A 25,900-nucleotide genomic window follows, 5' to 3' on the forward strand; every position below is an offset into this window, starting at 1 on the left:
TCATGCAACCCGGTTGTTGCTAGGAACTGTCCCCAGCAACCTTCTCTGAGCCAAATTAGCCGCCGAAACCCGGCCAAACAAGCGCTTGGCTGTTGGGGCCTGCAAGACACCGATGATCGGCAAGCCAACGGCTTGAACGACATCATCAGCCGTGCGAATACGGCGATTGAACAATTCAAGCATCAATGCCACCCCCACACCCAGCAAGGTACCAACAAAAACGGAAAGGGCCATGTTCAGCACCAAACGGGGTGAGCTGGGTTGCATAGGGGGTACAGCTTGCGTCAAGACGGCAGCGCTGCTCTGATTCGCCTGGCTTTCCAGCGACACCTGATTCAAACGCTGTTGGATTTGGTCATAAATACGCTGGGTATTCTCAACATCGCGCAGCAGCACGGATCCCTCATCGCGTACAGCCTTCATCTGCAACACTTTGGTGCGCTGCAAATCCAATGAATTCTTCAATTCCGCAACACGCTGCTGATTGATCGAGTTAGCCAAACTGATGCTGCTCCCAACCTTGGCCGTTTCCTCGGCAATGCGCCTATTCAATTCAGCCATATTGGCTTTAAGCTCAACTACTTGAGGATGATTGGATCCCAGCTTCGAATTAAGTTCTTCCAGGCGGGACTCCATCCGGGCTTGATCAGCTTTTAGACCTGCAATCAGCTGATTACCAAGCACCTCCTGCATGCGCTCGCCCCCTGCCCCTTTAGAGGCGGACTGACGACTACCAGAGTCACTCGCCAATGCCTGCAAGCCGACCAACTGGGTGGAAAGCTCGTTGAGGCGAGTGTTTTCCACATCAAGTCGCTCATCAGAAGCAATAATCCCTTTCTCTCGCTGATAGTCAGAGAGACGAGATTGCGCTTTTTCTACTGCTTCCCGAGCCTCTTTTGCCCGATTTTCAAAAAACCCAACATATTGCTTTGCTGGATCGACTTTCAGTTCGAGGGTTGTCTCTAGATATGCCTGAACAAAAGCATTTGCCAAACCAGCTGCAAACCTAGGATCAGCCGCTTTGTACCCAACCGTAATGACATTTGATTCACGTGAGGGCCTGACATCGAGTCCTTTTTGGAAACTCTCTCCTAACCATTGCTCAATGGAACCCTCACCTTTTGTGTCGTCTTTCCATTGCTCGCGAACTTCTGGATTCTCGGCCAACTTGAGGTTCCGAACCACTTTATAAGCGACGCGATCACTAGTGATAACATCAATTTGAGTCGCAATCAAACTAGGATTTGGACCGCCCGAGAACATCATGGCGCTCAACGGATCCGGCTTCACTTCCACAACTACAGAAGCAGTAGCCAAGTACTTTTTAGGCCAGAGCAAGCTTGCAAAAAGTGTTAATGCGACTACGCCGACGAAAATCGATATAGAGATTTTCCACCGTGCCAGGCAAATAGATAAAAATTGTGCGAATGACATCATTTACCTCGGATCAGAACAAACTCTCTTTGACATAAACCACATCGCCATCCTTCAGCAACGCGTCCATCGGCAACTGCAGGCTTTCGACGGAGCCGTCGGCGCTCTTGCGGTTGATGCGGATGCCTTTTTCGGTGCCGCGTTGGGTGATGCCGCCGCCGGTGGCAAGGGTTTGCATCACGGTCATGCCGCGCTCCAGGCGCATGGGGCCGGGGCGCTGCACTTCGCCGTAGATGTAGACCATGGGGGCGCGGTCGACCCAGACGGCGTCGCCGTTGAGGATGAAGATGTCTTGCGCGGAACCACCACGGGCGAAGATGGACGGCAGATCGACTTCGACCCGGTAGTCTTGGCCATTGCGCTTGCCGGTCAGCACCACGATTTCAGCGCCGGTGGGCGCCACGCCGCCGGCGTTAGCGATCAGATCGGTCAGGCGCATATCGGCCGTTTCAATCGGATAGCGGCCCGGGCGATTGACCTGGCCCAGCACGCTGGCCTGGTTGCCCTTGACCTGCAGCACGACGATGGTGGTTTGCGGGTTCTTGACGAAGTTGCCGTTCTTCAGGCCGGCGGAGATGAGGTTCTCCGCCTGCGTGACGCTCAGGCCGCCCAGCTTGATATTGCCCAGCAGGGGATAGGAGACCAGACCGTTTTCCGACACCCGGGTTTCCAGAGTCAGATCGGGGTTCTGATAGACCGAGATGCGCATCACGTCGCCGGAGCCTAGACGGTACTCGGCGCTGGCGGTGGCCGAGGCTGCGCTTTGCGCGGCGGCGAGGTTGCCCACGCCGGTCAGAGTGAACAGGCCCAATGCCAGGCTGAGGCCCAGGCCGAGTTTGCTAAGTTTGGCTTGCATGCTGCGCGTCTTCATCGGTCTGTTCATCCTCATGATTACTTCAGGCCCATGCCCTTGGAGATGTCGGCCGCGTTCAGGCCGCCAGAGGCGGGTGTTGCGGCAGGCGCCGGTGCGGGGGCTGGCGCGGCCACTGCGGCGGCCGAGGCGGCGCCGGCGGCTTCAGGCGCCTTCTCAGCGAACTTGCCCACGTATTCGACCTTGGCGGCGTCACGCAAGGCCTTGATGTCCTTCTGCACCACTTCACCCTTGCGCTGATTGCTCAGGAAGGCTTCGATGGCGGGGCGGGCTTGTTCTTCGCTGACCGCTTGTGGGCGCGAACCAACCAGGAACAGCACGGTCAGGCCGGTGGGCGTTTGGCTGATGGCAGAGTCGCCGTCCTTCATGCGGGCAATGGCGTCCAAGCCGGCCAGGGGCAATTGCTCGGCGGCGCGCACGGCTTGGTTGCCGGTGAAGCGGAAGTCATTGGCCTTCAGGAACTCGGCGAACTCGTTCTTGTTCTTGGCGGCCTGCAGCTTGTCGCGAATCTGCGCGAACTGCTCGGGCTTGGCTTCGATGGCTACTTCCTGCAGGCTGTAGATGCGGCGTTCCTTGAACAGGGCGGGCTTCTCGTTGTAGTACTTGGCGATCTCTTCGTTGGTGGGCTTGGAGATGGACTCGCCGATGCGCTCCACATAGGCGCGCGAGATGATTTCGCGCTTGGCGGCTTCAATCTGCTGCACCACGCGAGGGTCGCGGTCGAGCTTGAGCTCTTGCGCCTTCTGGACGGCCAGTTCTTGGTCGATCAAACGCTCCAGCACTTGCTTGCTGGCGGCTTCGGCCTGCTCGGGCTTAAGGCCTTGCTGGCGTTGCAGCACGAAGTTGATTTGATGAACGGTGATCTCTTCCTTGTTCACCTTGGCAGCGGTTTGCGAGGCTTTCTCGCTCTTCTTGCTGTCGCCACAGCCGGTGAGGGTCAGTGCCACCACAGCGGCCGCTACGGCCGCGACGCGAAGGTGGTTAGCAAAAGCACGTTGAACCAAGGAATTCTTTTTGTCGTCGTTCATCAGATACATGGCAACTTTCTCTTTTCTCCGCGATGCGCCCTTTGGGCGCGATAACCGATGCTGCCCTGCAGCAAACGGCCCGGTGATATCAGGACGAACGAGTGTAGCTTTGGAAAGTGACAATTCGCCCCGGGGCTGGGCCTTCGAACAGGGGGCGAACCCGAACAGCCGAATGCAACAAAACGTGCCAATAGAAGCCGCAGGGCAAGGGCATTCCCGAGGCTGGCGATTAAGTCAAATTCATGACCAAAAGCCGTTTGGATTTATGACATCGGCGGGCCATCTCAGGCCCATGACGATCGGCAGGTCAGAGCGGCAAACTGCGCCGCGCCAACCAGCGCCAGCACGGGGAGCTTTGGCCTTGCCTTGATTTGCCAGAGCCTGTGCATATTGATGGGCTGGGCGTCGCCAAGCCCTAGCCGATTTGGCAAAAAGACCAATCGGCGCCCGAACGCTCCCGCGTCTGGCACGCCAAGCGCCTCAGAGATAAGGCTCGGTCTTTAGCTCCCGCTGGGGCGGCGGGATTTGAGAATTGACGGGATCAGCCCCTGTCAGGCGCCGCAGCGGTGAGCCAGCAGCGGCTCAGGCCCGATTCAGCACTTGATACCGGCATGCAGGGCAACAACGCCCGCGCTCAGGTTGTGCACATCCACATGGCCGAAGCCGGCGGTTTTCATCATGGCCTTGAGTTCTTGCTGGCCGGGATGCATGCGAATGGACTCGGCCAGGTAGCGGTAGCTTTCTGCGTCACCCGCAATCATTTGACCCAGGCGGGGCAAGATCTTGAAGGAATACCAGTCGTAAGGCTTTTGCAGCGGCTCCGCCACCTTGGAGAACTCCAGCACCAGCAGCCGGCCACCGGGCTTGAGCACCCGGCACATCTCGGCCAGCGCCTGGTCTTTGTGGGTCATATTGCGCAGGCCGAAGGCCACGCTGACGAGGTCGAAGCTGGCGTTCTTGAAGGGCAGTTTCTCGGCGTCGCACAAGCCGGTGGGCAGGATCAAGCCTTCGTCCAGCAAGCGGTTGCGGCCTTGGCGCAGCATGGCCTCGTTGATGTCGGTGTGCACCACCATGCCGGTGTCGCCCACCTTGCGGGCGAAAGCGCGGGACAAATCGCCCGTGCCGCCGGCAATGTCCAGCACGCGGTCACCGGCCTTCAAATTAGCCACCGCCACCGTGTACGCCTTCCAGGCACGGTGCATGCCCATGGACATGAGGTCGTTCATGACGTCGTAGCGCGAGGCCACGGAATCGAACACGCCGCGCACGCGGCTGGCCTTTTCACGCTCGTCAACGGTCTGGTAGCCGAAATGGGTGCTGCTCATAGGATGAATTCTTCTTGGTTGATGCTTCAGTGGCTGCTGCAGGCGCCGGCGGATTTGACGGGCATGGGCGCGTCGCGGTCCACGCCAGCCGCTTGCAGGCGGGCCTCGTAGTCGCGCCACAGCTGTTCCTGCTGAGAGCCCAACTCGTACAGGTATTCCCAGGAGTAGAGGCCACTCTCATGGCCGTCAGAGAACTGCGGCTGTACGGCGTAATGGCCCACGGGCGCCAGCGCGGTGATGTTGACATCGCGCTTGCCGGTCTGCAGCGTTTCCTGGCCCGGGCCGTGGCCCTTCACCTCGGCCGAGGGGCTGTAGACCCGCATCAGCTCAAAAGGAATCTGAAAGCGGGCGCCGTCGCTGAAAGCCACCTCCAACAAGCGAGACTGCTGGTGGACGGTGATTTCGGTAGGGGTGGGGGTAGAAGATTTGAGACCGGCCATGATGTGTGTGTGCGCTCGCGTGAGCCCCGCAGTTTAGTCTTTCACGGCCCGCTGCCCGTGCCCACAAGGTCAAGGCCCCAATGCAAAGAGCCAAAGTCCCCGCATGGCGGAGGCTTTGGCTCTTGACTTACACAGCCGATCAGCGAGCGGCTTACTTGGTCTTCTTGCTGCGATCGGGAACCACGGTGGTGATGGTGGGCATCACGGCGCCGCTTGAAATCGGCTTCGGAGGCGAAGTGTCCTTTTTGGGCTTCTTCGCTTCCTTATTCGTTTTTTGCTGTCCTTTGGCCATGGGCTTCTCCTCACAAATTGCTTGCTATGCCTGTTGCATCAGTCGCACCGAATGTGCCGGGATGATGGCAATCCCGCCCGCAGTGTGCCACGGCTCAGGCAAGCGGCAGATCAGTAAGCGCCCATGTAGTCCTTCTTGCCCAGCTCCACACCCTGGTGACGCAAGATGGCGTAGGCGGTGGTGACGTGGAAGAAGAACTGCGGCAAGCCGTAGTGCAGCAGATAGTGCTGGCCGTTCATGCTGCGCTCTTTGGGCGTGCCGGGGCGCAGCACGATAGCGCGCTCGGCCGCACCAGCGAATTGGGCCTCGGTCAGGCCTTGGACAAAGGCCAGGGTCTTGGCGACGCGGGTCTGCAGATCGGCAAAGCTTTGCTCGGCATCATCGAAGGCGGGCACATCAACGTCGGCCAGGCGGGCACTCACGCTCTTGGCGAAATCGCAGGCCACTTGCACCTGGCGCAGCAGGGGGAACATATCGGGCGACAGGCGGCCTTGCAGGAACACACCGGCCTCGATATTGCGGGCGGTGGCGTGGGCCTCGGCCTTGGCGAGCACATCGGCCAAGCCGCCCAACATTTGCGTGAACACCGGCACCGACGCTTGGTACATGACTTGGCTCATGATGAGTTTTCCAATTAACTGAGTGGCCGCCATTCTCGCTGGCGAAACCCAGATCTGCCGGCTGCCCGGTAGAAAGCCCCAGGCGCCGGGAGATCTAAACTGCGGCCGATGCAATTTTCCTCTTTGATCAAAGACGTCGGCCGCGGCATCAAGGGTGCGCGCGCTTTGGACTCGGCCACGGCCGAAGCACTGTTTGGCGCCATCCTGGACCGTGAGGTGCCCGATATGGAGTTGGGCGCCATCCTGCTGGCGCTGCGCATCAAAGGGGAAAGCCAGGCCGAGCTGGCCGGTTTTGAGCGTGCCATGCAGGCCCGAACGGCCCGTCTCGAAGTCCCCCGTGGCCCACGCTGTGTGCTGCTGCCGACCTTCAACGGGGCCCGCAAACAAGCCAATCTGCTGCCGCTGGTGGCCCTGCTCCTGGCCCGTGAAGAGGTGCCTGTGCTGATTCACGGCCGCCATGATTTCGACAGCCGGGAAAGCCCTTTTGCGCTGCTGGCGGCGCTGGGCCTGCCCCTGGCCGACTCGGTACCGGAGGCTTCGCAGCAATTGGCCGTCAAGCGACTCGCCTGCCTGCCGCTGGCGTGCTTGAACCCTGGGCTTGATGCACTGATGGCGCTGCGCCCTAGGCTGGGCGTGCGCAATAGCGGCCACAGCGTGGCCAAGCTCTTGGATGCCGCGCCGGGCCGCAGTGTGCGGGTGGTGGCCGTCACGCACCCCGAATACCTGATCAGCATGGGCGAAGCGCTGCAAGCGTCCACCACCCCCGGGGGCCGCGCCCTGCTGATGAAAGCCAGCGAAGGTGAAGCCTATGCCCATCTGCGGCGCAAGGCGCAGTTCTATGGCTTCATCAACGGCGAGCGGCATGATTTGCATGACGCCGACAGCCAGGACCTGGACTGGCCGCTTTCCGATGCCCGCGACGCGGCTGCCAACGCGCATTTGATTCAAGCCATGCTAGCGGGCGAAGAGACGATCCCGCCGCGCATTCAAGAACAGGTGCAAGTGCTGGCGCGGCTGGCCCGCGACTGAGGGTCGACCAGGCTCGCGGCGACAGCGCTGAGGATCAATCCGGCTCGGGCGCGTCGGTGTCTGAGTTGGATAGGCCAATCGCTTGACCCACCAAGGCCACATGCCCCCCGCTGATCGCATCCACCTCGATCACCAACTCGGGGAAGCGGTGCAAAAACTCCGAGAAATTGCTGCAACCCAGCGCCTGCTCGTCGAAAGAAGGCAGCAAGCGCTTGATGAAGACCTTGAGCGCGCTGCGGGACACATAGTTTTCGCCATTGCGGTCCACCAACTGCTTGAGCGCGCGCTGCAAGGCCTGCTTGGCATCGTCCAGCGAGGGCGAACCCACCGCTTCTTCAGCATCTGCGTCCGCAGTGGCCGTGGGTGCCGGGACCAGCGGGGCTTCTAGGGCCACACCGGGCTCGGCCGAGGCGGCCAGCAGGTTTTGGTAGAACTTGAACTCATTGCAACTCGCACTCCAGAAGCGGTTGCTATAGCCGGCCACGCCCACCCCGGCGATGAAGCGGCCGGCCTGCTTGACCTTTTGCGCCAGGCTGATGAAGTCGCTGTCGCTGGAGATCACGACCACATGGGTCAGGTGCGGGTGGTTGTGGACATCGCTGAGCGCGTCCAGCGCCATGCGGATGTCGGCGCTGTTCTTCATATTCGAGCCGCGCGGGAACATCTGGATCAAATCCACCCCGGCCTCGTTCAGGGCATGGCGATAGTTGGCGAAGAACTGCCAGTTGCCATAGGCGCGGTTGATGATGATGTCGCCCAGCGAAGCCGCGTATTCCAGAATCGGCTTGAGGTCCACAAACACCGGCTGCGGCTTGAAGCGGTTCTCGCTGTAGGCACCGTCGCCGTGGGCGTTGTTGGCCAGCACGGCGTGCAGATTTTCGAAATCCCAGTAAATCGCCACCTTGGTGGGCTCGAATCGTTGTGGGCTGTGTGGATGCATGGGAACTGTTGTTGAACAAACGCTCAAGAAACGCTCAAGGGGGAAGCGGGGCTCCGAGCTTAACGAGATTCCGGCGCGCCGCTTGCACAAATCCCAGCTGACGCGCCCAATCGCCGAGCTGGGATGACGGTGGCCGGCTTGGCGTAATTGAACAGAGGCCACTTGCCCTCAGCCGGCAGCCCTATATACGCAAAAGAAGATAAGCAATTTACAAACAAGTAGTTTGCTTATATAGAGCCCATCCCTACAGTCCGAAGCTCGTTCAGCCCTGCATGGGGCTCACACAAGGAATCTGGATGGACTGGATAGCAATCGCAAGCGGCTTCGGTGTCGGCGCCATCGTCGGGGTAACCGGCGTGGGCGGCGGCTCACTGATGACGCCGCTGCTGCTGTCGGTCTTCAAGCTCAACCCGGCGGTGGCCATCGGCACCGACCTGTGGTTTGCCGCCATCACCAAACTCTCAGGCTCGGCCGCCCATGCGCGCCACGGCCATGTGAAGTGGGGCATCACCGGCCTGCTGCTAGCTGGCAGCATCCCGGCCTCCATCGCCACCGTGGCGCTGATGCACTTCACCGGCATCACCAAGGGCTGGGCCAGCACCCTGACCTTCTCGCTGGGCATTGCCCTGTTGCTGACGGCAGTCGTCGTCGCATTCAAAAAGAGCTGGCAGGCCGTGGGTTTGCGGCTGGAGCGCGTCATTCCGGCCTCGCGCAAGCCGGCCTTGACGATTGCCTCGGGCGTGATCCTGGGCGTGCTGGTGTCGCTGTCGTCCATCGGCGCCGGCGCGATCGGCGCCACCTTGATTCTGTTGATTTACCCGCGCCTGGAAACCCGCTACATCGTGGGCAGTGATATCGCCCACGCCGTGCCCCTGACCCTGGTGGCCGGCATCGGCCACGCCACGCTGGGCCATGTCAACTGGGGCTTGCTGCTGCCGCTTTTGATCGGCTCTATCCCCGGCATCTGGCTGGGTGCGCAGCTGACCCGGCGCCTGCCGGAGCGCGTGGTGCGCGGCTTGCTGTGCGCTTCCCTTTTGATGGCTGGCTGGAAAGTCATTCACTGATTTACTGACGAAAAGTTTATGTACGCCTATACCGACTTCGACCGCCAATTCGTCCGCGCCCGCGCCGCGCAGTTCCGCGACCAGCTTGAGCGCAATATCGCCGGCACGCTGAGCGACGACGAATTCCGCCCGCTGCGCCTGCAAAACGGCTGGTATGTGCAGCGCCATGCACCCATGCTGCGCGTGGCCGTGCCTTACGGCGTGCTGTCCGCCAAGCAACTGCGCCAGCTGGCAGGCATCGCACGTGAGTTCGACCGTGGCTACGGCCACTTCACCACCCGCCAGAACCTGCAATACAACTGGATCCCGCTGGACAAATCAGCCGATGTGATGGACCGCCTGGCCGATGTGGACATGCACGGCATCCAGACCAGCGGCAACTGCATCCGCAATATCACCAGCTGCGCGTTTGCCGGCGTGGCCCCGGACGAAATCGTCGACCCCCGCCCCTACGCCGAAGTGCTGCGCCAGTGGAGCACCTTGCACCCGGAATTCGCCTTCCTGCCGCGCAAGTTCAAGATCGCCATCTCCGGCGCCACGGAAGACCGCGCGGCCATTGCCTGGCATGACATCGGCCTGCAGCTGAAGAAAAACGCCGCCGGCGACATCGGCTTCCAGGTGCTGGTCGGTGGCGGCATGGGCCGCACGCCCATCATCGGCCAGACCATCACCGACTTCCTGCCCTGGCAGCAAATCCTCGTCTACATCGAAGCCATCGTGCGGGTTTACAACCGCTACGGCCGCCGCGACAACCTCTACAAAGCGCGCATCAAGATCTTGGTCAAGGCCGAGGGCCAGGCCTTTTTCGACGATGTGAACAAGGAATTCGAGCAGATTCTTGCGCTCGACGAAGGCGGCCGGGAGCACCTGATTCCGCAGGCCGAACTCGACCGCGTGGCAGCCAGCTTTGTCGTCCCCGCTGGCGTGCAGGCCGTGCCTGGCGTTGACATCTTCGCCGGCGTGCAAGACATCGCCTACAAGCGCTGGCTGGAGCGCAATGTGCACGGCCACCGCTTGAGCGGCTACCGCTGCGTCACGCTGTCGCTCAAGCGCAGCGGCATCGCCCCCGGCGACGCCACCGATGCGCAGATGGAAGGCGCGGCTGAGCTGTCCGAACGCTACAGCCAAGGCGAGGTGCGTGTCAGCCATGACCAGAATCTGGTGCTGCCCTGGGTGCGTGAAAGCGATCTGCCTGCGCTCTTCGAAGCCGCCCGCAGCAATGGTTTCGCCACCCCCAATATCGGCCTGCTGACCGACATGATCGCCTGCCCCGGCGGTGACTTCTGCGCCCTGGCCAATGCCCGCTCCATCCCGGTGGCCGCGGCCATCACCGAGCGCTTTGAGGACCTGGATGAGCAGTACGACATCGGCGACATCGACTTGCACATCAGTGGCTGCATCAACTCCTGCGGCCACCACCACAGCGGCCATATCGGCATCCTCGGCGTCGATAAGGACGGCAAGGAGTGGTACCAAATCTCTCTGGGCGGCTCGGACGGCTCGACCTTGTCGGGCAGCTCGGTAGCCGGCCGCGTTATCGGCCCCTCTTTTGCTGCGGACGAAGTACCGGACGTGATCGAGTCCGTGGTGCAAACCTACCGCAGCCAGCGCAGCAGCGCCGCCGAGCGCTTCATCGACACCGTGCGCCGCATCGGCATCGACCCCTTCAAAGCCCCCGCTAACTCCGTGCGCACGCTGACCGGCGCAGCGCAGTGAACCCGCGCCAGACCATCATGAAATTCATCGACTCTCATCATCCCGAGTGGCACCGCGTTGTGGGCGAAGACGGCCCCAAGCCCGACCCCGATCCCGCGCCGAATTTGCTGCTGACGCTGGAGCAATGGCATGCGGTGCGCGATCACTGGCCAGCCGGTCTGCCCACCGGCATTGAGCTGAGCAATGACTTTGACGTAGAAACCCTGGCCGCCGACCTGCCGCGCTTGAGCCTGATCGTGCTGAACTTCCCCAAGTGGGTGGACGGCCGCGCCTACAGCCAGGCCCATCTGCTGCGCGCCCGCTACCGCTTTGCCGGTGAACTGCGTGCCGCCGGTGAAGTGCTGGTGGACATGCTGCCCCTGTTGGCTCGCACCGGCTTCACGGCTGTGCAATTGCGTGCCGGTGAAAGCGTGGAGGCCGCGCAACGCGCCCTGGACTTTTTCCCGGCCCATTACCAAGGTGATGTGGACGTGACCCAGCCTGTGTTTGCGCGCAAGGTGGTGGCGTGAGCGGGGAAGTCTCATCATTGGGTGGAGTGGGCACGGCGCCTGCGCGCGCCTCGGCCATCGGCCTGTATGCCCGCGCCACGGCCGGCTTCGAAGAGCGGCTGGCGCGCAGCGTCGAGCTGCTCAAGCAAGCCGCGGCCGAGCATGGCCAGGGCCTGATCCAGTCCAGCAGCCTGGGCGCCGAGGACATGGTCATCACCGACCTGATCGCCCGCCACCAGCTGCCGATTGCCATCGCCACCCTGGACACCGGCCGCCTGCACCCCGAAACCCTGGCCCTGCTGCCGCAGATCGAGCAAGCCTATGGCCTGAAGGTCTTGGTGTTCAGCCCGGTGCATGACGCGGTGATCACCTTTGTCCGCACGCGTGGCGCTGACGCGATGTACGAAAGCCTGGCCCTGCGCAAGGAATGCTGCGCGGTGCGCAAGCTGGAGCCCTTGAAGCGCATGCTAGACGGCCGCACCGCCTGGATCACCGGCTTGCGCCGCGAACAGTCCAGCAACCGCGCCGACGTGCCCTTCGCCGAACCCGATGGCGCCGGCCGCGTCAAATTCAATGCCTTGGCCGAGTGGAGCTGGGCCGATGTGTGGCATTACATCGCCAGCTACAAAGTGCCTTTCAACGCCTTGCATGACCAGTTCATGCCCAGCATTGGCTGCGCCCCTTGCACCCGCGCCATCTCGGTTGGCGAAGATTTCCGCTCGGGCCGCTGGTGGTGGGAGGACGAAAACGCCAAGGAATGCGGCCTGCACAAGGCCCATTCGAACGAAGAACTGAAGTCAGGAACCGCTGCATGAACGCCCCTCTCAATCCGCAAGCACTGGCCGCCACGGTGGACCAGCGCCATCTGGACCATTTGGAAGAAGAGGCCATCTTCATCCTGCGCGAAGTGGCCGCCGCCTTCGAGCGCCCGGGCCTGCTGTTCTCCAGCGGCAAGGATTCCTGCGTGGTGCTGCGCCTGGCCGAGAAGGCCTTCAAGCAACGCGTGGCCGGCAATGAGTTCAAGGGCAAGCTGCCCTTCCCGCTGGTGCATGTGGACACTGGCCATAACTTCCCCGAAGTGATCGAGTTCCGCGAGAAGCGCGTGGCCGAGATGGGCGAGCGCCTGATCGTTGCGCACATGGACGAGTCGATCAAAAAAGGCACCGTGCGCCTGGCCCATCCGCTGGAATCGCGCAACGGCCACCAGACCGTGACCCTGCTGGAAGCGATTGAAGAGCATCGCTTCGATGTGCTGATCGGCGGCGCCCGCCGCGATGAGGAAAAGGCGCGCGCCAAGGAACGCATCTTCAGCCACCGCGACAGCTTCGGCCAATGGCAGCCCAAGGAGCAGCGGCCCGAGCTGTGGAATTTGTTCAACACCCGCATCCGCCCGGGCGAGCATTTCCGTGCCTTCCCGATCAGCAACTGGACGGAGCTGGATGTATGGCTCTACATCGCCCGCGAAAACATCCCCCTGCCCAGCCTGTACTACCAACATGAACGCCAGGTGATCCGACGCAAGGGCTTGCTGGTGCCGCTGACCGAGGTGACTCCGCCTGAGGCTGGTGAGACGGTGGAAACCGCCACCGTGCGCTTCCGCACCGTGGGCGATATGACTTGCACCTGCCCGGTGGAAAGCACGGCGGCCAACGCCGCCGACATCGTGGCCGAGACGCTGACGGTGACCGTGAGCGAACGCGGCGCCACCCGCATGGACGATAGAACTTCAGAGGCCTCGATGGAGCGCCGCAAGAAGGAAGGGTATTTCTGATGAACGCCGTGACCGACACCCATCTGATCCACGACATTGAAGTGGACAGCCACCACCGCGCCCTGCGCTTCCTGACCGCAGGCAGCGTGGACGATGGCAAGAGCACATTGATCGGCCGCCTGTTGTTCGACAGCCGCGCCATCCTGGCCGACCAGCTCGACACCTTGGAAAAGCGCGCCGCCGGCCAGCCCATCGACCTGAGCTTGTTGACCGACGGCCTGGAAGCCGAGCGCGAGCAAGGCATCACCATCGATGTGGCCTACCGCTACTTCGCCACCAAGACGCGCAAATTCATCATTGCCGATGCGCCCGGCCATGAGCAGTACACGCGGAACATGGTCACCGCCGCCGCCGGCAGCGATGCGGCGGTGGTGCTGGTGGACATCACCAAGCTGGACACTGCCGCGGATGAAGTGGTGCTGCTGCCGCAGACCCGCCGCCACAGCTTGTTGGCGCACTTGCTGCGCGTGCCCAGCATCGTCTTCGCCGTCAACAAGCTGGACGCGCTGGCCCAGCCCGGCCCGGCTTTTGCCGCGGTGAGCAAGGCGCTGCGCGCCTTTGCCGAGCAGGCCGGCATTGCGGTGACCGCCATCGTGCCGGTGTCGGCGCTGCGCGGTGACAACGTCACCCAGCCGCTGGACGGCGAATGGGCGACTTGGTACCAAGGCCCTTCACTGCTGCAGGTGCTGGAAAGCCTGCCGGGCGTGCAGGAAAAAGTTGAAGGCCAACTCTCGATCCCCGTGCAGTACGTGGCCCGCGATTCTGGCGAGCAAGGCGAAGGTGATGGCCGAATGGCCGGAACGGGCTACCAGCCGCGCGCCCTGTGGGGCCGCATTGCCCACGGTCAGGTGAAGGCCGGCGACGAGGTGCAGATTCTGCCCAGCGGCCAAACCGCCATCGTGGCGGAAGTGCGCCGCGCCGGTGAAACCGTCGCGCATTGCGTGGCCGGCGAATCGGCCGGCGTGGTGCTGGACCGCCAGCTCGACGTCTCGCGCGGCGACTGGATCGTCACCCCAGGCTCGGCCACCCCGACCCAGTCCTTCGAAGCCACCCTGGCCTGGTTGGACACCGAGCCCGCCGTGCCCGGCCGCAAATACTGGCTGCGTCATGGCAACCGCTGGGTGCAAGCGCGCATCAGCGCCATCGAGCATCGCCTGGACATCCACACCCTGGCCGAGCAAGACGCGCAGGAACTCAAGGTCAATGAGATCGGCCATGTGCGCATCGAAACGCAATCGCCCCTGCCGGTGGAGCCCTACACGGCCAACCGCCTGGGCGGCAGCCTGATCGTGGTCGACCCAACCAGCAACCGCACCAGCGGCGCCCTGCTGGTGCGCTAACGCGAGCCTTGATCGTCATGGGACAAGTCATTTTCGTCAGTGCCGGCCCTGGGGCCGCCGACCTCATCACGCTGCGCGGCGCGCGGGCCTTGGCCGCCGCTGAGGTGGTGCTGTTCGACGCCCTCACTGACCCGGCCCTGCGCGAACTGGCGCCGAACGCGGTCTGGATCGATGTGGGTAAGCGGGGCTTTTGCGACTCCACCAAGCAGTGCGCCATCAACGCCGCGCTGGTGAAGCAGGCGCAGACGCATGACTTGGTGGTGCGCCTGAAGGGCGGCGACGCCAGCATCTTCGGCCGCCTGGAAGAAGAGCTGCTGGCCTTGCGCGAAGCCGGCATCGCCTGCGAAGTGGTGCCCGGCGTGACCGCAGCCATTGCCGCGGCCGCCCACACGCAACGCCCGCTGACACGGCGCGGCTTAGGCCGCAGCGTCAGCCTCAGCACCGCCATGACGCAAGACGCCGAGTTGCAAGCCCAACAGGCCTGCGCTGACACCGAGGTCTTCTACATGGCCGGCCGGCAACTGCCCGCCCTGGGCCGCAAGCTGCTGGCGGCGGGCTGGGAAGCGGACACGCCGGTCAGCGTGGTTTCGCGCGCCGGCTGCGTCGACGCCCTGGCCAGCGAGCACAGCGTAGCCGAGCTGGCCGAAGCCTCACTGCTGCACAAAGGGCGGCCCACCGTGGTCATCGTGGGTGCAGGCGCCCGCCCGGTGCAGCCAAAATCCGACGCCTTGAAGGCCAGCAAAGCCTCAAATTCCCATATCACCCCAGGACTTGCGCGGCATCAAGCCAAGAACAAGAGCCTGACCGATTAAAATATCCGGTTGACGTTGCCGACCACGGCAACGCCCCGAACCAATTCAAAACGAGCTGATCTATGACCCACGTCGTCCTCGAATCCTGCATCCGCTGCAAGTACACCGACTGCGTCGATGTCTGCCCGGTCGATTGCTTCCGCGAAGGCCAGAACTTCCTCACCATCGATCCGGACGAATGCATCGACTGCGCCGTGTGCATCCCCGAGTGCCCCGTCAACGCCATCGTTCCCGAGGAAGATGTGCCCGGCAATATGCAGCACATGATCAAGCTCAACGCTGAACTGGCCCAGAAGTGGCCCAGCATCACCAAGCGCAAGAGCGCCCTGCCCGACGCTGAAGAGTGGAAAGACCGCACGGACAAATTGTCCCAGCTGATCCGCTGAACCAGCTCGTTCGTACGCCGCTCGGCGCCACAGCGCCGAGCCCAACCAAATGGATACTCAATTGAACGCAGAGACTGCCGTGACGGCCGCCGAGCTCCCCACGCCCGGGCCCAATGTGATTGAAACCGATGCCGTGATCGTCGGCGCCGGCCCGGTGGGCCTGTTCCAGGTGTTTGAACTCGGCCTGCTCGAGATCAAAGCGCACATCATCGACTCGCTGGCTTACCCCGGTGGTCAGTGCATCGAGCTCTATCCCGATAAGCCGATCTACGACATCCCGGCCGTGCCCATCTGCACCGGCAAGGAGTTGACCGACAACCTGCTCAAGCAGATCGAGCCCTTCGGCGCGACCTTCCACCTGGGCCAGGAAGTGACGACTGTCTTGAAGCAAGCCGACGGCCGCTTCTTCGTCGCCACCTCCAAGGGCACGGAGTTTCTGACCAAGACCATCTTCATCGCCGGCGGCGTGGGCTCCTTCCAGCCGCGCACGCTGAAGGTGGATGGCATTGAGAAGTACGAAGGCACGCAGCTGCACTACCGCGTGCGCAATCCCGAGCAGTTCGCAGGCAAGAACCTCGTGGTGGTGGGTGGCGGTGACTCGGCGCTCGATTGGGCCCTGAACTTCTGCGCCGGCAACGAAGACGGTGGCGCCAACAAGGCCGAAAGCGTGATCCTGCTGCACCGCCGCGATGGCTTCCGCGCAGCACCCGCCAGCGTGGCCAAGATGCGCGAGCTGTGCGAGGCCTACGAGATGCAATTCGTGGTCGGCCAGGTTACCGACATCGTCGAGGCCGATGGCGCGCTGAACGCCATCAAGGTCACCGGCGGCGACGGCGTCACCCGCGTGGTGCCTTGCGATCAGCTGCTGGTGTTCTTCGGCCTCTCGCCCAAGCTCGGCCCCATCGCCGAATGGGGTCTGGCCCTGGAGCGCAAGCAAATCGTTGTCGACACCGAGAAGTTCGAAACCAGCGTTCCCGGCATCTTCGCCGTGGGCGATGTGAACACCTATCCGGGCAAGAAGAAGCTGATTCTGTCGGGCTTCCACGAGTGCGCCCTGGCCGCTTTTGCTGCCGCGCCCTATATCTTCCCGGATAAGCGCATCCACCTGCAGTACACCACCACCAGCCCCAAGCTGCACAAGGTGCTGGGCGTGGAATCGCCGGTGTTTGATTAATTGATTGGGTAAAAGATTGATCGGCGGTAGCGCTGATCGATACGCAGCCTCGGCTGCACAGCAAGAAGCCCGCTCACCGCGGGCTTTTTTTTATGGCCGACCGCAGCCAAGCATCCACAGAATCTGTGGACAACTATGGGGACGCCCGGTGGGACATCGCGCGCAAGCCCCTATCCATCGAAGGTTCGACAGCCTGCTTAATGAACGAGCAGTCGGCACTTGCCGCTAGAATCCACCCGTCGCCGCCAGCTGTGCATGCATGCAAACAGCTGGCGGCGCACTTCGCTAGGGGTGCTGGCTCATCAGATGAGCCGGCTGAGATAAAACCCTTTGAACCTGATTGAGTTAATCCTCGCGCAGGGAAGCCAGCTCGCATGCTGCCATCGTCCAAGCCTCGTCAAGCACGAGCCTTGGGCGCCGTTCAGCATCTCGCTTGCCCCCTGCCATCGCTTGAAGTCCCGATGGCATACCCACAAATCTCCCAGTCCTTGATCGCAACTGCCGCCCTGCTCGCCTGCTCGGCGACCCTGGCTCAATCCACCCTGCCCGCCGTCACCGTGACCGGCCGCGGCGCCGATGCGCCCGTCAGCGTCGGCGGCTTTGGCGAGACGCCCATCGCCAAACTGCCCATGCAGGCCAATGTCCTGAGCGCGGAACGTCTGCAAGAGTCGGGGCTGAGCTCATTGGCCGGCATCACCGCCCTGGACGCCTCGCTCAGCGATGCCTACAACTCCAACGGCTATGTGTCCTATCTGAAGATCCGTGGCTACGACCTGGACAACCGCTTCAACTACCGCCGCGACGGCCTGCCCATCAATGCAGAGACGGCACTGAACCTGGGTAACAAGTCCAGCCTGGAAGTGCTCAAGGGCAGCAGCGGCATCCAGGCCGGCACCAGCTCGCCTGGCGGCCTGGTGAATCTGCTGGTCAAACGCCCCACGGCCAAGGACCTCACGGTTGTCGGCTTGAGCGTGAGTGAGCGTGGCACTGCGGAAGCCTCGGTCGACCTGAGCCGCCGCTTCGGTGAGGGCCAGGCTTTTGGCCTGCGCGTGAACGCCAGCGCCGCGCAGCTCAAGCCCGAGTTCTACACCGCCGATGGCAATCGCCAACTTTTCGCCCTGGCAGGCGATTGGCGCGTGTCGCCCAGCACCTTGCTGGAAGCCGAAGTCGAGTGGAATCGCCAAAGCCAGCCCAGCCTGCCGGGCTTCAGCCTGCTGGGCGACAAGCTGCCCGATGCCAAGCAAATCGACCCGCGCCTCAATCTGAACAACCAGAGCTGGAGCCAGCCCGTGGTGTTCAACAACCGGCATGCCTCGCTGCGCCTGACTCACAAGTTGAATGCGGACTGGACGGCCAAGGCCCATCTGGGTCTGCAGCGCTTGAAGACGGATGATCGCCTGGCCTATGCCAACGGTTTGTATGACCCCAATACCTACGAGTGCGCGCCTTGCGACCGCTACAGCGCTGCGGGCACCTTCTCGGTCTGGGATTTCCGCAGTGAAAACGAACGCCGCAACAGCGATGCCCTAGATCTCAATCTGGCCGGCAAGTTTGACACTGCCGGCCTGCGCCATACGGTGAGCACAGGTCTGCTCATGAGTCGCTTCAACAGCCGCTTCGATCGCCAAGCCTACAACCTCGTCGGCGTGGGCAATATTCAAGGCAACGCTCAATTGCCTGCCGACCCTAGCCTGACCGACGAGAACACCAACCGCGACGAGCGCAACACCGAGTTCTATCTGCGTGACAGCGTGCAACTCGGCGCCGACTGGCAAGTCTGGGCCGGCCTGCGCCACACCCGTCTGCAGCGCGACAGCGTGCGCACTGACGGTTCACGCGCCACCAGCTACTCGCAAGCCTTCACCACGCCTTGGTTGGGGCTGGGCTACCACCTCAATGCACAACTGCTGGCCTATGCCAGCTGGGGCGAAGGCGTGGAGAGCGAAGTGACGCCTAACCGTAAGAAGTACAGCACGCCAGGTCAGGCCCTGCCTGCGCTCAAGAGCAAGCAAGTGGAAGTCGGCCTGAAGTCCGGCAGCAATACGGTGGATTGGTCGGTCAACTGGTTTGATGTGCAGCGCCCGGCTTGGCGAGATGTGAGCATCTGCGCCCAAGCCGATGCCTGCCTGAGCCGCCAAGCCGACGGCACAGCCCATCACCAGGGCCTCGAAGCGCAAGCAGATTTGAAATGGGGCGGCGGCGGCTTGTTGGCCAGCGCCATGAAGCTCAAGGCCCGCCGCGAAGGTAGTGCCGAGGCCGCGCTCAATGGCCTGAAGCCTACCAACGTGCCCGAGAACAATCTGCGCCTGCAAGCGCGTCAGAACCTCGCCGGCGTGCCAGGTCTGCAATTGCAGCTGGGCTTGGTCTACGAAGGGCCGCGCGCCGTGCTGCCGGACAATAGCGTCGCGATTCCAGGCTGGACGCGTCTCGACGCTGGTGCGCGTTACGAACAACTGGTGGGCAAAACGCTGCTGACATGGCGTGTGGGCGTGGACAATCTCGCCGACCGGCGCGCGTGGAAAGAGTCGCCCTTCCAGTTCGATCATGTCTATCTGTATCCACTGGCTCCACGCACTTGGCGAACAAGTTTTGAAATGAGCTTGTAAACCTCTAAAAATCCGGTCTATAATGCAAGGCTTAGTTCCTCGATAGCTCAGTTGGTAGAGCGCCGGACTGTTAATCCGTAGGTCCCTGGTTCGAGCCCAGGTCGAGGAGCCAAAAAATTAAGGCGCAAAGCCGCTGACGCGCAAGTCTCAGCGGCTTTTAGCTGAAGGTGAAGGCCCAATTTTTTAGTTCGGCCCGCATCACAAAATTTGTACCGATCAATTCCTCGATAGCTCAGTCGGTAGAGCGCCGGACTGTTAATCCGTAGGTCCCTGGTTCGAGCCCAGGTCGAGGAGCCAAACGAAGAAGCCCTGCAACGTCAAACGTTGCGGGGCTTTTTTCTTGGGTGCTCCACAGCATTCACACAAAAGCAAACCAACCAGCACGCGCACATGAAGCCATTGATCCGACTCTTTTTCCGCACCCTGCGTCTTGTGCTTGGCCCCATCTTGTTGCTGAAAGAGCGCCTGACCCGACCCGCAGGTTTGCAACGCAACAACGAGCAGCAAGCCGCCGTTGATCGCCAGTGTCAAGACCTGACCCTCTATCAGTTCAAGACCTGCCCTTTTTGCATCAAGGTGCGCCAGGAAATGCGCAGCCTCTCACTCAATATCGAGCGCCGCGATGCGCAGCATGAAGGACCGAATCGCAGCGAGCTGCTGCAAGGCTCGGGCAGCCACAAGGTGCCATGCCTGAAGATCACCGAGGCCAATGGTCAGGTGAAATGGCTGACTGAATCTGGCGCGATCATCAGCTATCTGCGCGGCCGCTTCGCCGCCTGAGTTGACTCTAGCGCTAGGCCAAGGCGTGACCCTAGCCTAGCGGGCGCACTCAGTAGGAAACAACCAAACGAGACGCGACTTAGCTGAGCAGAGAAGTCGCGCCGAGCGACTCAATTTGAGCTGATGCTCAAAACCCGAATGCCAAGCAGACTGGCTTCGGCCGGCTGTTTGCCAGGGCACACACCCTTAGCCAAGGCCTCATCAAAGACCTCGCGCGCGCAGTCCAGGCAACAGCCGCAGGCCGAGGCCACGCCGGTTTCGTCTTGCAGCAAGTCGAAGTTCTGGATGCCTGACTCGACACTGCGGCGAATGTCGCGATCAGAGACGCGGTGACACAGGCAAACAATCATGGAAACGCCGAGCGAGGAAGTTGGACAAGGAGCCAAGCGGCACGAGTCGAACTTTAACGCAAATGCGAATCCATCTCAATAATGTTTATCTATGGCCACGCGCCCGCGATGGTCAAGCTCAGGAGCTTGAGCTGCCTAGCTGAGACTGCAGCCAATTCTGCTCACCCAACTGGGCCACCAGTTCGATCTGGGTTTCCAGGTGATCGATATGCTCTTCGGTGTCCGACAGAATGTCTTCCAGCACTTCGCGGGAGACATAGTCACGCACGCTCTCGCAATGCGCGATGGCATCTTTGAGCAGCGGATGCGAGCCGACTTCGATCTTCAGGTCGCAGTGCAGTACCTCGACGGCTGACTCACCGATGTAGAGCTTGCCCAGATCTTGCAGATTGGGCAGGCCCTCCAGCATCAAGATCCGCTCGATGAGCTTGTCTGCATGCTTCATCTCTTCGATGGACTCTTCATACTCATGCTTGGCCAGGCGCTCGAAGCCCCAGTTTTTGAGCATGCGGCAATGCAGGAAATATTGGTTGATGGCAGTTAGCTCGTTCTTCAACTGAGCGTTGAGAAACTCCAGAACCTTGGCGTCACCTTTCATCGTCTGCTCCTCATGAGGTCAACAGTAGACAGAGCCATTGTGCTTGGGCAGCCCATGCAGTTGTGGCAATGCCTGAAAAAACTGTTGGGAATGCGAGGCGCCCGCCCCACCCGCTCGGTCAAATGTGGAAAATTTACGCAAACTTTTGCAATTAGCAATCATTCGCATTTAACATGGCGATATGCAAGCATCATCACCCCCAATCGCGAATGGCCAGCCCAGTGCGCCGAACGCAGCTCAAGCCCAGCCTGCGCCCGCTGTGCAGCACCCAGCAACGGCATCCACACGACGCATCAGCAGCAGCGAATTAATGGGCAATTTGCGCGAGCTGGAAATCGAACATTCCGGCAGCCTTTACCGCCTGCGCCTGACTTCTCTCGGCAAACTGATCCTGACCAAATAAGCTCGCGGCGCGCCAGCCCAAACAGCACGCACGAAAAAAAGAGGACCCGAGGGTCCTCTTTTTACTGGCCAGCAGCCTAGCTACTGCGAGAGACTAGATCAGCGCACCGTGCGGCGGCGCACGATCAGACCCATGCCCGCCAAGCCACACAGCAGCAAGGCATAACTGCTGGGTTCAGGCACAGCGGTGGCCACCACCAGATCCTGGAAGCCCTTGTGATCAAGGCGTGTCAGTTGATAGCGCGCGGGACCTTGGTAGTCGCTGGCGGCAGCCAAGTAGCTGTTGACCTGATTGGTGAAGTTGGCATTCAGATCAGCCGCGCCGGCCGCCGAAACATCGCTCAAGCCTGCAAAAAAGAAACCGCCATTGCCTGCAGAGACATTGAAGGTGCTGCTCTCTTTTTCATGGGTAATCTCCCACACCGCCACCTGGAAGGCAGCCTGCTGGTAGGCATTGCTCAAGCCCGCGTAGCTGGTAGAAAACAGACCCTGGAGGGCAGTCGCCTGAGGCGCACTGAAGCTGCCCACCGTATAGGTCTTCATGCCGAGGCTGGCGGGCGCAAAGTCTTGCTGCAATTCCACGCAGTAGGCGTAGAAGCTGCGGCCACCGGCATCCACATAGCTCAAGCGGCCAGTGGCGTAGTCGTCGCTGAAGCTGGTGCTGAGCACCGGCGCATTGGGATCCTCGCCCACGAACTGAATACTCAGCGTGGACGCAGCCTGGGCCAGCGAGGCCGAAACCAACAGTGACAGGAGCAAAGCGAGGCGTGACGCGGTAGAGATCTTCATACTTTTCCTTCGGCGATTTTTTGCGCTAAGCAGATCAAGGCAGTCAGATCGAACGACGCTTGCGCATCACCAAGCCCATGGCGGCGAGTGCCGTCAGGCTCAACAAGGCCATTTGCGGCTCGGGCACATTGGCTGCATTTGGCTCGATGCCAAACTTGGCCTGGTAGAAGCTGTACTGCTTGCTGCCTAAACCCTGCTGAACCACCGTCAGCGTCCAATCACCTGTACCCAATTCGGTGGGCCCCATACGCCACTGCTCTTGCCAGTTGAAACCGTTATCCCAGTCGCCAGCCACGGTTTCGATGAACTTAAAGTTTTGGCTGCCATCAGCGCTCTGCAGATAGGCATCGACGATATTGATGGATGGCAGTCCAGACTTGACAGCCAGGGTATGCAAATCACCCCAGACCTTCGCGCCTGCATCCAAATGGAAGGTGTAGCTGTCTGTCGTCAGGGCGGTCGCCTTGATCGGTTCTTTGGCGAATGTAGTGGGTGCGCTCGCCTGCAGAGTCACCGGACCGGCTTGCGCCACGGGCGCCAGCATCAACAGGCCCAAACCAAAACTCAAGATCAACTTCATTGTTTTCATATGAATCCTCTTCGATGCCAGGGCCGCCTGGCAAGGCTAGGCAAAGGGCGCTGGCTATCGCTTCCCTGATGTTTCACATGCTAGGGGAAGCACATGACAACGTCTCCCCGCGTACCGGGGGAGCGATCACAAAAAGCGTGACTATTCGCACAACGATTTCAGCGCCTGCGCGTTCCACCCTTTATTTGCGGGGGGTGTTAGGCAAGGCAGAAATGCAAAAGGCCGCCAACGACGCGCCGGCGGCCTTTTGTTGCGGGGCACATCAAATGCCACCCCGCCAAGGCATTCAACTCATGCCAACTTGCCGTGGCAGGCCTTGAACTTCTTGCCGCTTCCGCAGGGGCAAGGATCGTTGCGACCCACATGGCCGTACTGAGCGAGAGCTGCGGCAGCATCCGGGGCGGCTTCTTGCGAAACCGAGCCATCTTCGTTGGGATGGGTGTAGGTCACATTGCTGACGGCTTCGGCGCGCTGCTCAATGGCCTCGGCGGCACGGCTTGCCTCCTCCTGCGACTGGATGCGCACATTCATCAAGGTGCGGGTGACTTCCATCTTCACCACATCAAGCATCTGCGAGAACAGCTCGAAGGCTTCGCGCTTGTACTCTTGCTTGGGATTCTTCTGCGCGTAACCGCGCAGATGGATGCCCTGGCGCAAATAGTCCAGCGAGGCCAGATGCTCGCGCCAGTGCTGGTCGATGCTTTGCAGCAGCACCATGCGCATGAAGGGCGTGAACTGCTCGACGCCGACGCGCTCCAGCTTTTCCGCGAAGGCCGCATCCGCCGCCTTAACCACTTCCTCCACCAACTCTTCGTCGGTGATGGAGTTACTCTTCTCAACCATGGCCTTCAAGGCCACGTCGAGCTGCCATTCATCGCGCAGCACCCGCTCCAGGCCGGTCAGGTCCCACTGCTCTTCAACGCTTTCCACCGGCACAAAGGTGCGCACCACATCGCTCATGGTGCTGGCGCGCAGATTGTTGATCTGGGCGTTCAGGCTCTCAGCTTCGAGGATGTCGTTGCGCTGCTCGTAGATGACCTTGCGCTGGTCATTGGAGACGTCGTCGTACTCCAGCAATTGCTTGCGGATGTCGAAATTGCGGGCTTCAACCTTGCGCTGGGCGCTTTCAATCGAGCGGCTCACGATGCCGGCTTCGATGGCCTCGCCTTCAGGCATCTTCAGACGATCCATGATGGCGCGCACACGGTCACCCGCGAAGATGCGCATCAGCTGGTCATCCAGCGACAGGTAGAAGCGCGACGCACCCGGATCACCTTGGCGGCCGGCACGACCACGTAACTGGTTATCGATGCGGCGGCTTTCATGCCGCTCGGTGGCGATAATGCGCAGGCCACCGGCAGCCTTGACGGCCTCATGCAAGCCTTGCCACTCATCCTTCAGCTTTTGAATGCGCGCAGCGCGGTCGGCCTCGCCCATCGAGGCATCGGCTTCCAGCAGCTTGATCTGGTTCTCGACGTTGCCGCCCAGCACAATGTCGGTGCCGCGGCCAGCCATATTGGTGGCGATGGTGATAACGCCGGGGCGACCGGCCTGGGCCACGATCTCGGCTTCCTTGGCATGCTGCTTGGCGTTGAGCACAGCGTGCGGCAACTTGGCCTTGTTGAGCATGGCCGAGATCAGCTCGGAATTCTCGATCGAAGTCGTACCCACCAGCACCGGCTGGCCACGTTCGTGGCAGCTGCGGATGTCGGCGATCACAGCATCAAACTTTTCCTTATTGGTCTTATAGACCAAGTCCTGCTCGTCCTTGCGTTGGCGCTGGCGATTCGGCGGAATGACGATGGTTTCCAGGCCATAAATTTCCTGGAACTCATAGGCTTCGGTATCGGCCGTGCCGGTCATGCCGGCGAGCTTGCCGTACATGCGGAAATAGTTTTGGAAGGTGATCGAGGCCAGGGTCTGGTTCTCGCTTTGAACCTGCACCCCTTCCTTGGCTTCCACGGCCTGGTGCAGGCCATCGCTCCAGCGGCGGCCGGTCATCAGGCGGCCGGTGAATTCGTCAACGATGGTGACTTCGCCGTTTTGCACCACATAGTGCTGGTCGCGGTGATACACATGGTGTGCGCGCAGAGCGGCGTACAAGTGGTGCATCAAGGTGATGTTGGCGGCGTCGTACAAGCTCGCGCCTTCGGCCAGCAGGCCGGCTTCGGCGAGGTACTTCTCAGCATTGTCATGACCGTCTTCGGTCAGATAGATCTGGTGCGACTTCTCGTCGACGGTGAAGTCACCGGGTTCGATCACACCTTCGCCGGTGCGAATGTCCAGCTCACCAATCTGCTTCTTCAGCTTGGGCGCCACTTGATTGATGGCGAGGTAGACATCGGTCTGGTCATCGGCCTGGCCGGAGATGATCAGCGGCGTGCGCGCCTCGTCAATCAGGATCGAGTCCACCTCGTCGACGATGGCGTAGGCCAGCGGACGCTGCACGCGATCGCGCACCTCGTGGACCATGTTGTCGCGCAGGTAGTCGAAGCCGTATTCGTTATTGGTGCCGTAGGTCACGTCAGCGGCATAGGCCGCCTGCTTCTGCTCACGCGGCATTTGCGGCAGGTTCACACCCACCGTCAGGCCGAGGAAGTTGTAGAGCTTGGCCATCCACTCGGCATCGCGCTGCACCAGGTAGTCATTGACCGTCACCAGATGCACGCCCTTGCCGGTCAAGGCATTCAGGTAGACCGGCAGAGTTGCCGTGAGGGTCTTGCCCTCGCCGGTGCCCATCTCAGGGATCTTGCCGTCATGCAAGGCCATGCCGCCGATCAGCTGCACGTCGAAATGGCGCATCTTGAAGACGCGCTTGCCGGCTTCGCGAACGACGGCAAAAGCCTCGGGCAGCAAAGCGTCAAGCGACTCGCCCTTGGCGACGCGCGCCTTGAACTCGTCCGTCTTGGCCTTCAGCGCAGCATCATCGAGCTGCTCGAACTGAGGCTCCATCGCATTGATCTGCGCAACGGTGCGGCGGTAGCCTTTTAGCAGTCGCTCGTTACGGCTACCGAAAATCTGGGTGAGAAGCTTGGGCAACATGCAGCGTGATGGTT

The 25,900-nt window shown here is 61.4% G+C and carries 26 protein-coding genes, 2 tRNA genes and 1 riboswitch; of the genes, 15 read left to right on the forward strand and 13 right to left on the reverse strand.

Going from position 1 to position 25,900, the window contains the following annotated elements; genetic code table 11:
• The 7 genes from epsF to AT984_RS13685 all read right to left on the reverse strand — a co-directional run bounded on the left by epsF (position 1) and on the right by AT984_RS13685 (position 6,010).
• Positions 1 to 1,434 carry a chain length determinant protein EpsF gene (gene epsF, locus AT984_RS13660; RefSeq protein ID WP_058722323.1) on the reverse strand — a complete coding sequence of 478 codons (1,434 nt, stop codon included), beginning with the start codon at positions 1,432 to 1,434 and terminating at the stop codon, positions 1 to 3.
• 13 nt (positions 1,435 to 1,447) lie between these two features.
• Positions 1,448 to 2,317, reverse strand: coding sequence for a polysaccharide export protein EpsE (epsE, locus tag AT984_RS13665; RefSeq protein ID WP_231741423.1), 870 nt, complete (start codon positions 2,315 to 2,317; stop codon positions 1,448 to 1,450).
• An 8-nt stretch (positions 2,318 to 2,325) separates the two neighbouring features.
• Positions 2,326 to 3,342 carry an EpsD family peptidyl-prolyl cis-trans isomerase gene (locus AT984_RS13670; RefSeq protein ID WP_058720562.1) on the reverse strand — a complete coding sequence of 339 codons (1,017 nt, stop codon included), beginning with the start codon at positions 3,340 to 3,342 and terminating at the stop codon, positions 2,326 to 2,328.
• Between the two features lie 584 nt (positions 3,343 to 3,926).
• Positions 3,927 to 4,658 carry a bifunctional demethylmenaquinone methyltransferase/2-methoxy-6-polyprenyl-1,4-benzoquinol methylase UbiE gene (gene ubiE / locus AT984_RS13675; RefSeq protein ID WP_058720563.1) on the reverse strand — a complete coding sequence of 244 codons (732 nt, stop codon included), beginning with the start codon at positions 4,656 to 4,658 and terminating at the stop codon, positions 3,927 to 3,929.
• Positions 4,659 to 4,684: 26 nt separating this feature from the next.
• Positions 4,685 to 5,098, reverse strand: coding sequence for a gamma-butyrobetaine hydroxylase-like domain-containing protein (locus tag AT984_RS13680; RefSeq protein ID WP_058720564.1), 414 nt, complete (start codon positions 5,096 to 5,098; stop codon positions 4,685 to 4,687).
• Between the two features lie 151 nt (positions 5,099 to 5,249).
• The gene (locus AT984_RS23270) at positions 5,250 to 5,390 is read right to left on the reverse strand and encodes a hypothetical protein (protein WP_197418099.1); all 141 of its coding nucleotides are present in this window, start codon (positions 5,388 to 5,390) and stop codon (positions 5,250 to 5,252) included.
• 110 nt (positions 5,391 to 5,500) lie between these two features.
• Positions 5,501 to 6,010: a DUF1993 domain-containing protein gene (locus AT984_RS13685; protein ID WP_058720565.1), complete on the reverse strand. Its 510-nt coding sequence runs from the start codon at positions 6,008 to 6,010 to the stop codon at positions 5,501 to 5,503.
• Positions 6,011 to 6,118: 108 nt separating this feature from the next.
• On the opposite strand from AT984_RS13685, the gene ybiB reads away from it, so the two are divergent.
• Positions 6,119 to 7,039: a DNA-binding protein YbiB gene (gene ybiB / locus AT984_RS13690; protein WP_058720566.1), complete on the forward strand. Its 921-nt coding sequence runs from the start codon at positions 6,119 to 6,121 to the stop codon at positions 7,037 to 7,039.
• 34 nt (positions 7,040 to 7,073) lie between these two features.
• Here ybiB and AT984_RS13695 read toward each other — a convergent pair whose 3' ends face one another.
• Complete coding sequence (locus tag AT984_RS13695) at positions 7,074 to 7,979, reverse strand: NYN domain-containing protein (RefSeq protein ID WP_058720567.1); 906 nt, start codon at positions 7,977 to 7,979, stop codon at positions 7,074 to 7,076.
• A 296-nt stretch (positions 7,980 to 8,275) separates the two neighbouring features.
• On the opposite strand from AT984_RS13695, the gene AT984_RS13700 reads away from it, so the two are divergent.
• From AT984_RS13700 to AT984_RS13760, 13 genes are all read left to right on the forward strand, one after another.
• Positions 8,276 to 9,043, forward strand: a complete 768-nt coding sequence (locus AT984_RS13700; protein ID WP_058720568.1) for a sulfite exporter TauE/SafE family protein — start codon at positions 8,276 to 8,278, stop codon at positions 9,041 to 9,043.
• 18 nt (positions 9,044 to 9,061) lie between these two features.
• A complete protein-coding gene (locus tag AT984_RS13705; RefSeq protein WP_058720569.1) occupies positions 9,062 to 10,759 on the forward strand; it encodes a nitrite/sulfite reductase in 1,698 nt (565 codons plus the stop codon).
• Positions 10,760 to 10,776: 17 nt separating this feature from the next.
• Positions 10,777 to 11,268, forward strand: a complete 492-nt coding sequence (locus AT984_RS13710; RefSeq protein ID WP_058722325.1) for a DUF934 domain-containing protein — start codon at positions 10,777 to 10,779, stop codon at positions 11,266 to 11,268.
• Positions 11,265 to 12,062, forward strand: a complete 798-nt coding sequence (locus AT984_RS13715; protein WP_442952145.1) for a phosphoadenylyl-sulfate reductase — start codon at positions 11,265 to 11,267, stop codon at positions 12,060 to 12,062. The genes AT984_RS13710 and AT984_RS13715 overlap by 4 nt, the downstream gene beginning before the upstream one ends.
• On the forward strand, positions 12,059 to 13,018 hold the full coding sequence (cysD, locus tag AT984_RS13720) for a sulfate adenylyltransferase subunit CysD (RefSeq protein WP_058720571.1): 960 nt from the start codon (positions 12,059 to 12,061) through the stop codon (positions 13,016 to 13,018). The genes AT984_RS13715 and cysD overlap by 4 nt, the downstream gene beginning before the upstream one ends.
• Positions 13,018 to 14,358: a sulfate adenylyltransferase subunit 1 gene (locus AT984_RS13725; protein ID WP_058720572.1), complete on the forward strand. Its 1,341-nt coding sequence runs from the start codon at positions 13,018 to 13,020 to the stop codon at positions 14,356 to 14,358. The genes cysD and AT984_RS13725 overlap by 1 nt, the downstream gene beginning before the upstream one ends.
• 17 nt (positions 14,359 to 14,375) lie before the next feature.
• Positions 14,376 to 15,170 (forward strand): uroporphyrinogen-III C-methyltransferase, encoded by a 795-nt coding sequence (cobA, locus tag AT984_RS13730; protein WP_058720573.1) that lies wholly within the window; start codon positions 14,376 to 14,378, stop codon positions 15,168 to 15,170.
• 62 nt (positions 15,171 to 15,232) lie between these two features.
• Entirely contained in the window at positions 15,233 to 15,556 is a 324-nt protein-coding gene (gene fdxA, locus AT984_RS13735; protein WP_058720574.1) for a ferredoxin FdxA, read from the forward strand.
• Between the two features lie 49 nt (positions 15,557 to 15,605).
• On the forward strand, positions 15,606 to 16,730 hold the full coding sequence (locus AT984_RS13740; RefSeq protein ID WP_058720575.1) for an NAD(P)/FAD-dependent oxidoreductase: 1,125 nt from the start codon (positions 15,606 to 15,608) through the stop codon (positions 16,728 to 16,730).
• 277 nt (positions 16,731 to 17,007) lie between these two features.
• Positions 17,008 to 17,110, forward strand: a riboswitch (TPP riboswitch).
• 81 nt (positions 17,111 to 17,191) lie between these two features.
• Positions 17,192 to 19,336, forward strand: a complete 2,145-nt coding sequence (locus AT984_RS13745; protein WP_058720576.1) for a TonB-dependent siderophore receptor — start codon at positions 17,192 to 17,194, stop codon at positions 19,334 to 19,336.
• Between the two features lie 36 nt (positions 19,337 to 19,372).
• A tRNA-Asn gene (locus AT984_RS13750) sits at positions 19,373 to 19,448 on the forward strand.
• A 109-nt stretch (positions 19,449 to 19,557) separates the two neighbouring features.
• A tRNA-Asn gene (locus AT984_RS13755) sits at positions 19,558 to 19,633 on the forward strand.
• Between the two features lie 93 nt (positions 19,634 to 19,726).
• Positions 19,727 to 20,116 carry a glutathione S-transferase N-terminal domain-containing protein gene (locus AT984_RS13760; protein WP_058720577.1) on the forward strand — a complete coding sequence of 130 codons (390 nt, stop codon included), beginning with the start codon at positions 19,727 to 19,729 and terminating at the stop codon, positions 20,114 to 20,116.
• 110 nt (positions 20,117 to 20,226) lie between these two features.
• Here the strand turns inward: AT984_RS13760 and AT984_RS13765 are convergent, their stop codons facing one another.
• A complete protein-coding gene (locus AT984_RS13765; protein WP_082680025.1) occupies positions 20,227 to 20,466 on the reverse strand; it encodes a (2Fe-2S)-binding protein in 240 nt (79 codons plus the stop codon).
• A gap of 118 nt (positions 20,467 to 20,584) precedes the next feature.
• Complete coding sequence (gene bfr, locus AT984_RS13770) at positions 20,585 to 21,064, reverse strand: bacterioferritin (RefSeq protein ID WP_058720578.1); 480 nt, start codon at positions 21,062 to 21,064, stop codon at positions 20,585 to 20,587.
• 181 nt (positions 21,065 to 21,245) lie between these two features.
• Between bfr and hemP the strand changes: the two genes are divergently transcribed.
• Positions 21,246 to 21,467 carry a hemin uptake protein HemP gene (hemP, locus tag AT984_RS13775; RefSeq protein ID WP_082680026.1) on the forward strand — a complete coding sequence of 74 codons (222 nt, stop codon included), beginning with the start codon at positions 21,246 to 21,248 and terminating at the stop codon, positions 21,465 to 21,467.
• A gap of 98 nt (positions 21,468 to 21,565) precedes the next feature.
• On the opposite strand, the gene AT984_RS13780 is transcribed toward hemP, so the two are convergent.
• The 3 genes from AT984_RS13780 to secA all read right to left on the reverse strand — a co-directional run bounded on the left by AT984_RS13780 (position 21,566) and on the right by secA (position 25,886).
• Entirely contained in the window at positions 21,566 to 22,255 is a 690-nt protein-coding gene (locus AT984_RS13780; RefSeq protein WP_058720579.1) for a PEP-CTERM sorting domain-containing protein, read from the reverse strand.
• A 43-nt stretch (positions 22,256 to 22,298) separates the two neighbouring features.
• Positions 22,299 to 22,844 (reverse strand): hypothetical protein, encoded by a 546-nt coding sequence (locus tag AT984_RS13785; protein ID WP_156422034.1) that lies wholly within the window; start codon positions 22,842 to 22,844, stop codon positions 22,299 to 22,301.
• Positions 22,845 to 23,135: 291 nt separating this feature from the next.
• Entirely contained in the window at positions 23,136 to 25,886 is a 2,751-nt protein-coding gene (gene secA / locus AT984_RS13790; protein ID WP_058720581.1) for a preprotein translocase subunit SecA, read from the reverse strand.
• Positions 25,887 to 25,900 lie beyond the last annotated feature (14 nt).

Source organism: Paucibacter sp. KCTC 42545, assembly GCF_001477625.1.
Taxonomy (GTDB): domain Bacteria; phylum Pseudomonadota; class Gammaproteobacteria; order Burkholderiales; family Burkholderiaceae_C; genus Paucibacter_A.

Coding starts and splice junctions, on each gene's coding strand:
- epsF (WP_058722323.1), bottom strand. CDS start 1,434: ATGTCATTCGCACAATTTTTATCTATTTGCCTGGCACGGTGGAAAATC.
- epsE (WP_231741423.1), bottom strand. CDS start 2,317: ATGAACAGACCGATGAAGACGCGCAGCATGCAAGCCAAACTTAGCAAA.
- AT984_RS13670 (WP_058720562.1), bottom strand. CDS start 3,342: ATGTATCTGATGAACGACGACAAAAAGAATTCCTTGGTTCAACGTGCT.
- ubiE (WP_058720563.1), bottom strand. CDS start 4,658: ATGAGCAGCACCCATTTCGGCTACCAGACCGTTGACGAGCGTGAAAAG.
- AT984_RS13680 (WP_058720564.1), bottom strand. CDS start 5,098: ATGGCCGGTCTCAAATCTTCTACCCCCACCCCTACCGAAATCACCGTC.
- AT984_RS23270 (WP_197418099.1), bottom strand. CDS start 5,390: ATGGCCAAAGGACAGCAAAAAACGAATAAGGAAGCGAAGAAGCCCAAA.
- AT984_RS13685 (WP_058720565.1), bottom strand. CDS start 6,010: ATGAGCCAAGTCATGTACCAAGCGTCGGTGCCGGTGTTCACGCAAATG.
- ybiB (WP_058720566.1), top strand. CDS start 6,119: ATGCAATTTTCCTCTTTGATCAAAGACGTCGGCCGCGGCATCAAGGGT.
- AT984_RS13695 (WP_058720567.1), bottom strand. CDS start 7,979: ATGCATCCACACAGCCCACAACGATTCGAGCCCACCAAGGTGGCGATT.
- AT984_RS13700 (WP_058720568.1), top strand. CDS start 8,276: ATGGACTGGATAGCAATCGCAAGCGGCTTCGGTGTCGGCGCCATCGTC.
- AT984_RS13705 (WP_058720569.1), top strand. CDS start 9,062: ATGTACGCCTATACCGACTTCGACCGCCAATTCGTCCGCGCCCGCGCC.
- AT984_RS13710 (WP_058722325.1), top strand. CDS start 10,777: ATGAAATTCATCGACTCTCATCATCCCGAGTGGCACCGCGTTGTGGGC.
- cysD (WP_058720571.1), top strand. CDS start 12,059: ATGAACGCCCCTCTCAATCCGCAAGCACTGGCCGCCACGGTGGACCAG.
- AT984_RS13725 (WP_058720572.1), top strand. CDS start 13,018: ATGAACGCCGTGACCGACACCCATCTGATCCACGACATTGAAGTGGAC.
- cobA (WP_058720573.1), top strand. CDS start 14,376: ATGGGACAAGTCATTTTCGTCAGTGCCGGCCCTGGGGCCGCCGACCTC.
- fdxA (WP_058720574.1), top strand. CDS start 15,233: ATGACCCACGTCGTCCTCGAATCCTGCATCCGCTGCAAGTACACCGAC.
- AT984_RS13740 (WP_058720575.1), top strand. CDS start 15,606: ATGGATACTCAATTGAACGCAGAGACTGCCGTGACGGCCGCCGAGCTC.
- AT984_RS13745 (WP_058720576.1), top strand. CDS start 17,192: ATGGCATACCCACAAATCTCCCAGTCCTTGATCGCAACTGCCGCCCTG.
- AT984_RS13760 (WP_058720577.1), top strand. CDS start 19,727: ATGAAGCCATTGATCCGACTCTTTTTCCGCACCCTGCGTCTTGTGCTT.
- AT984_RS13765 (WP_082680025.1), bottom strand. CDS start 20,466: ATGATTGTTTGCCTGTGTCACCGCGTCTCTGATCGCGACATTCGCCGC.
- bfr (WP_058720578.1), bottom strand. CDS start 21,064: ATGAAAGGTGACGCCAAGGTTCTGGAGTTTCTCAACGCTCAGTTGAAG.
- hemP (WP_082680026.1), top strand. CDS start 21,246: ATGCAAGCATCATCACCCCCAATCGCGAATGGCCAGCCCAGTGCGCCG.
- AT984_RS13780 (WP_058720579.1), bottom strand. CDS start 22,255: ATGAAGATCTCTACCGCGTCACGCCTCGCTTTGCTCCTGTCACTGTTG.
- AT984_RS13785 (WP_156422034.1), bottom strand. CDS start 22,844: ATGAAAACAATGAAGTTGATCTTGAGTTTTGGTTTGGGCCTGTTGATG.
- secA (WP_058720581.1), bottom strand. CDS start 25,886: ATGTTGCCCAAGCTTCTCACCCAGATTTTCGGTAGCCGTAACGAGCGA.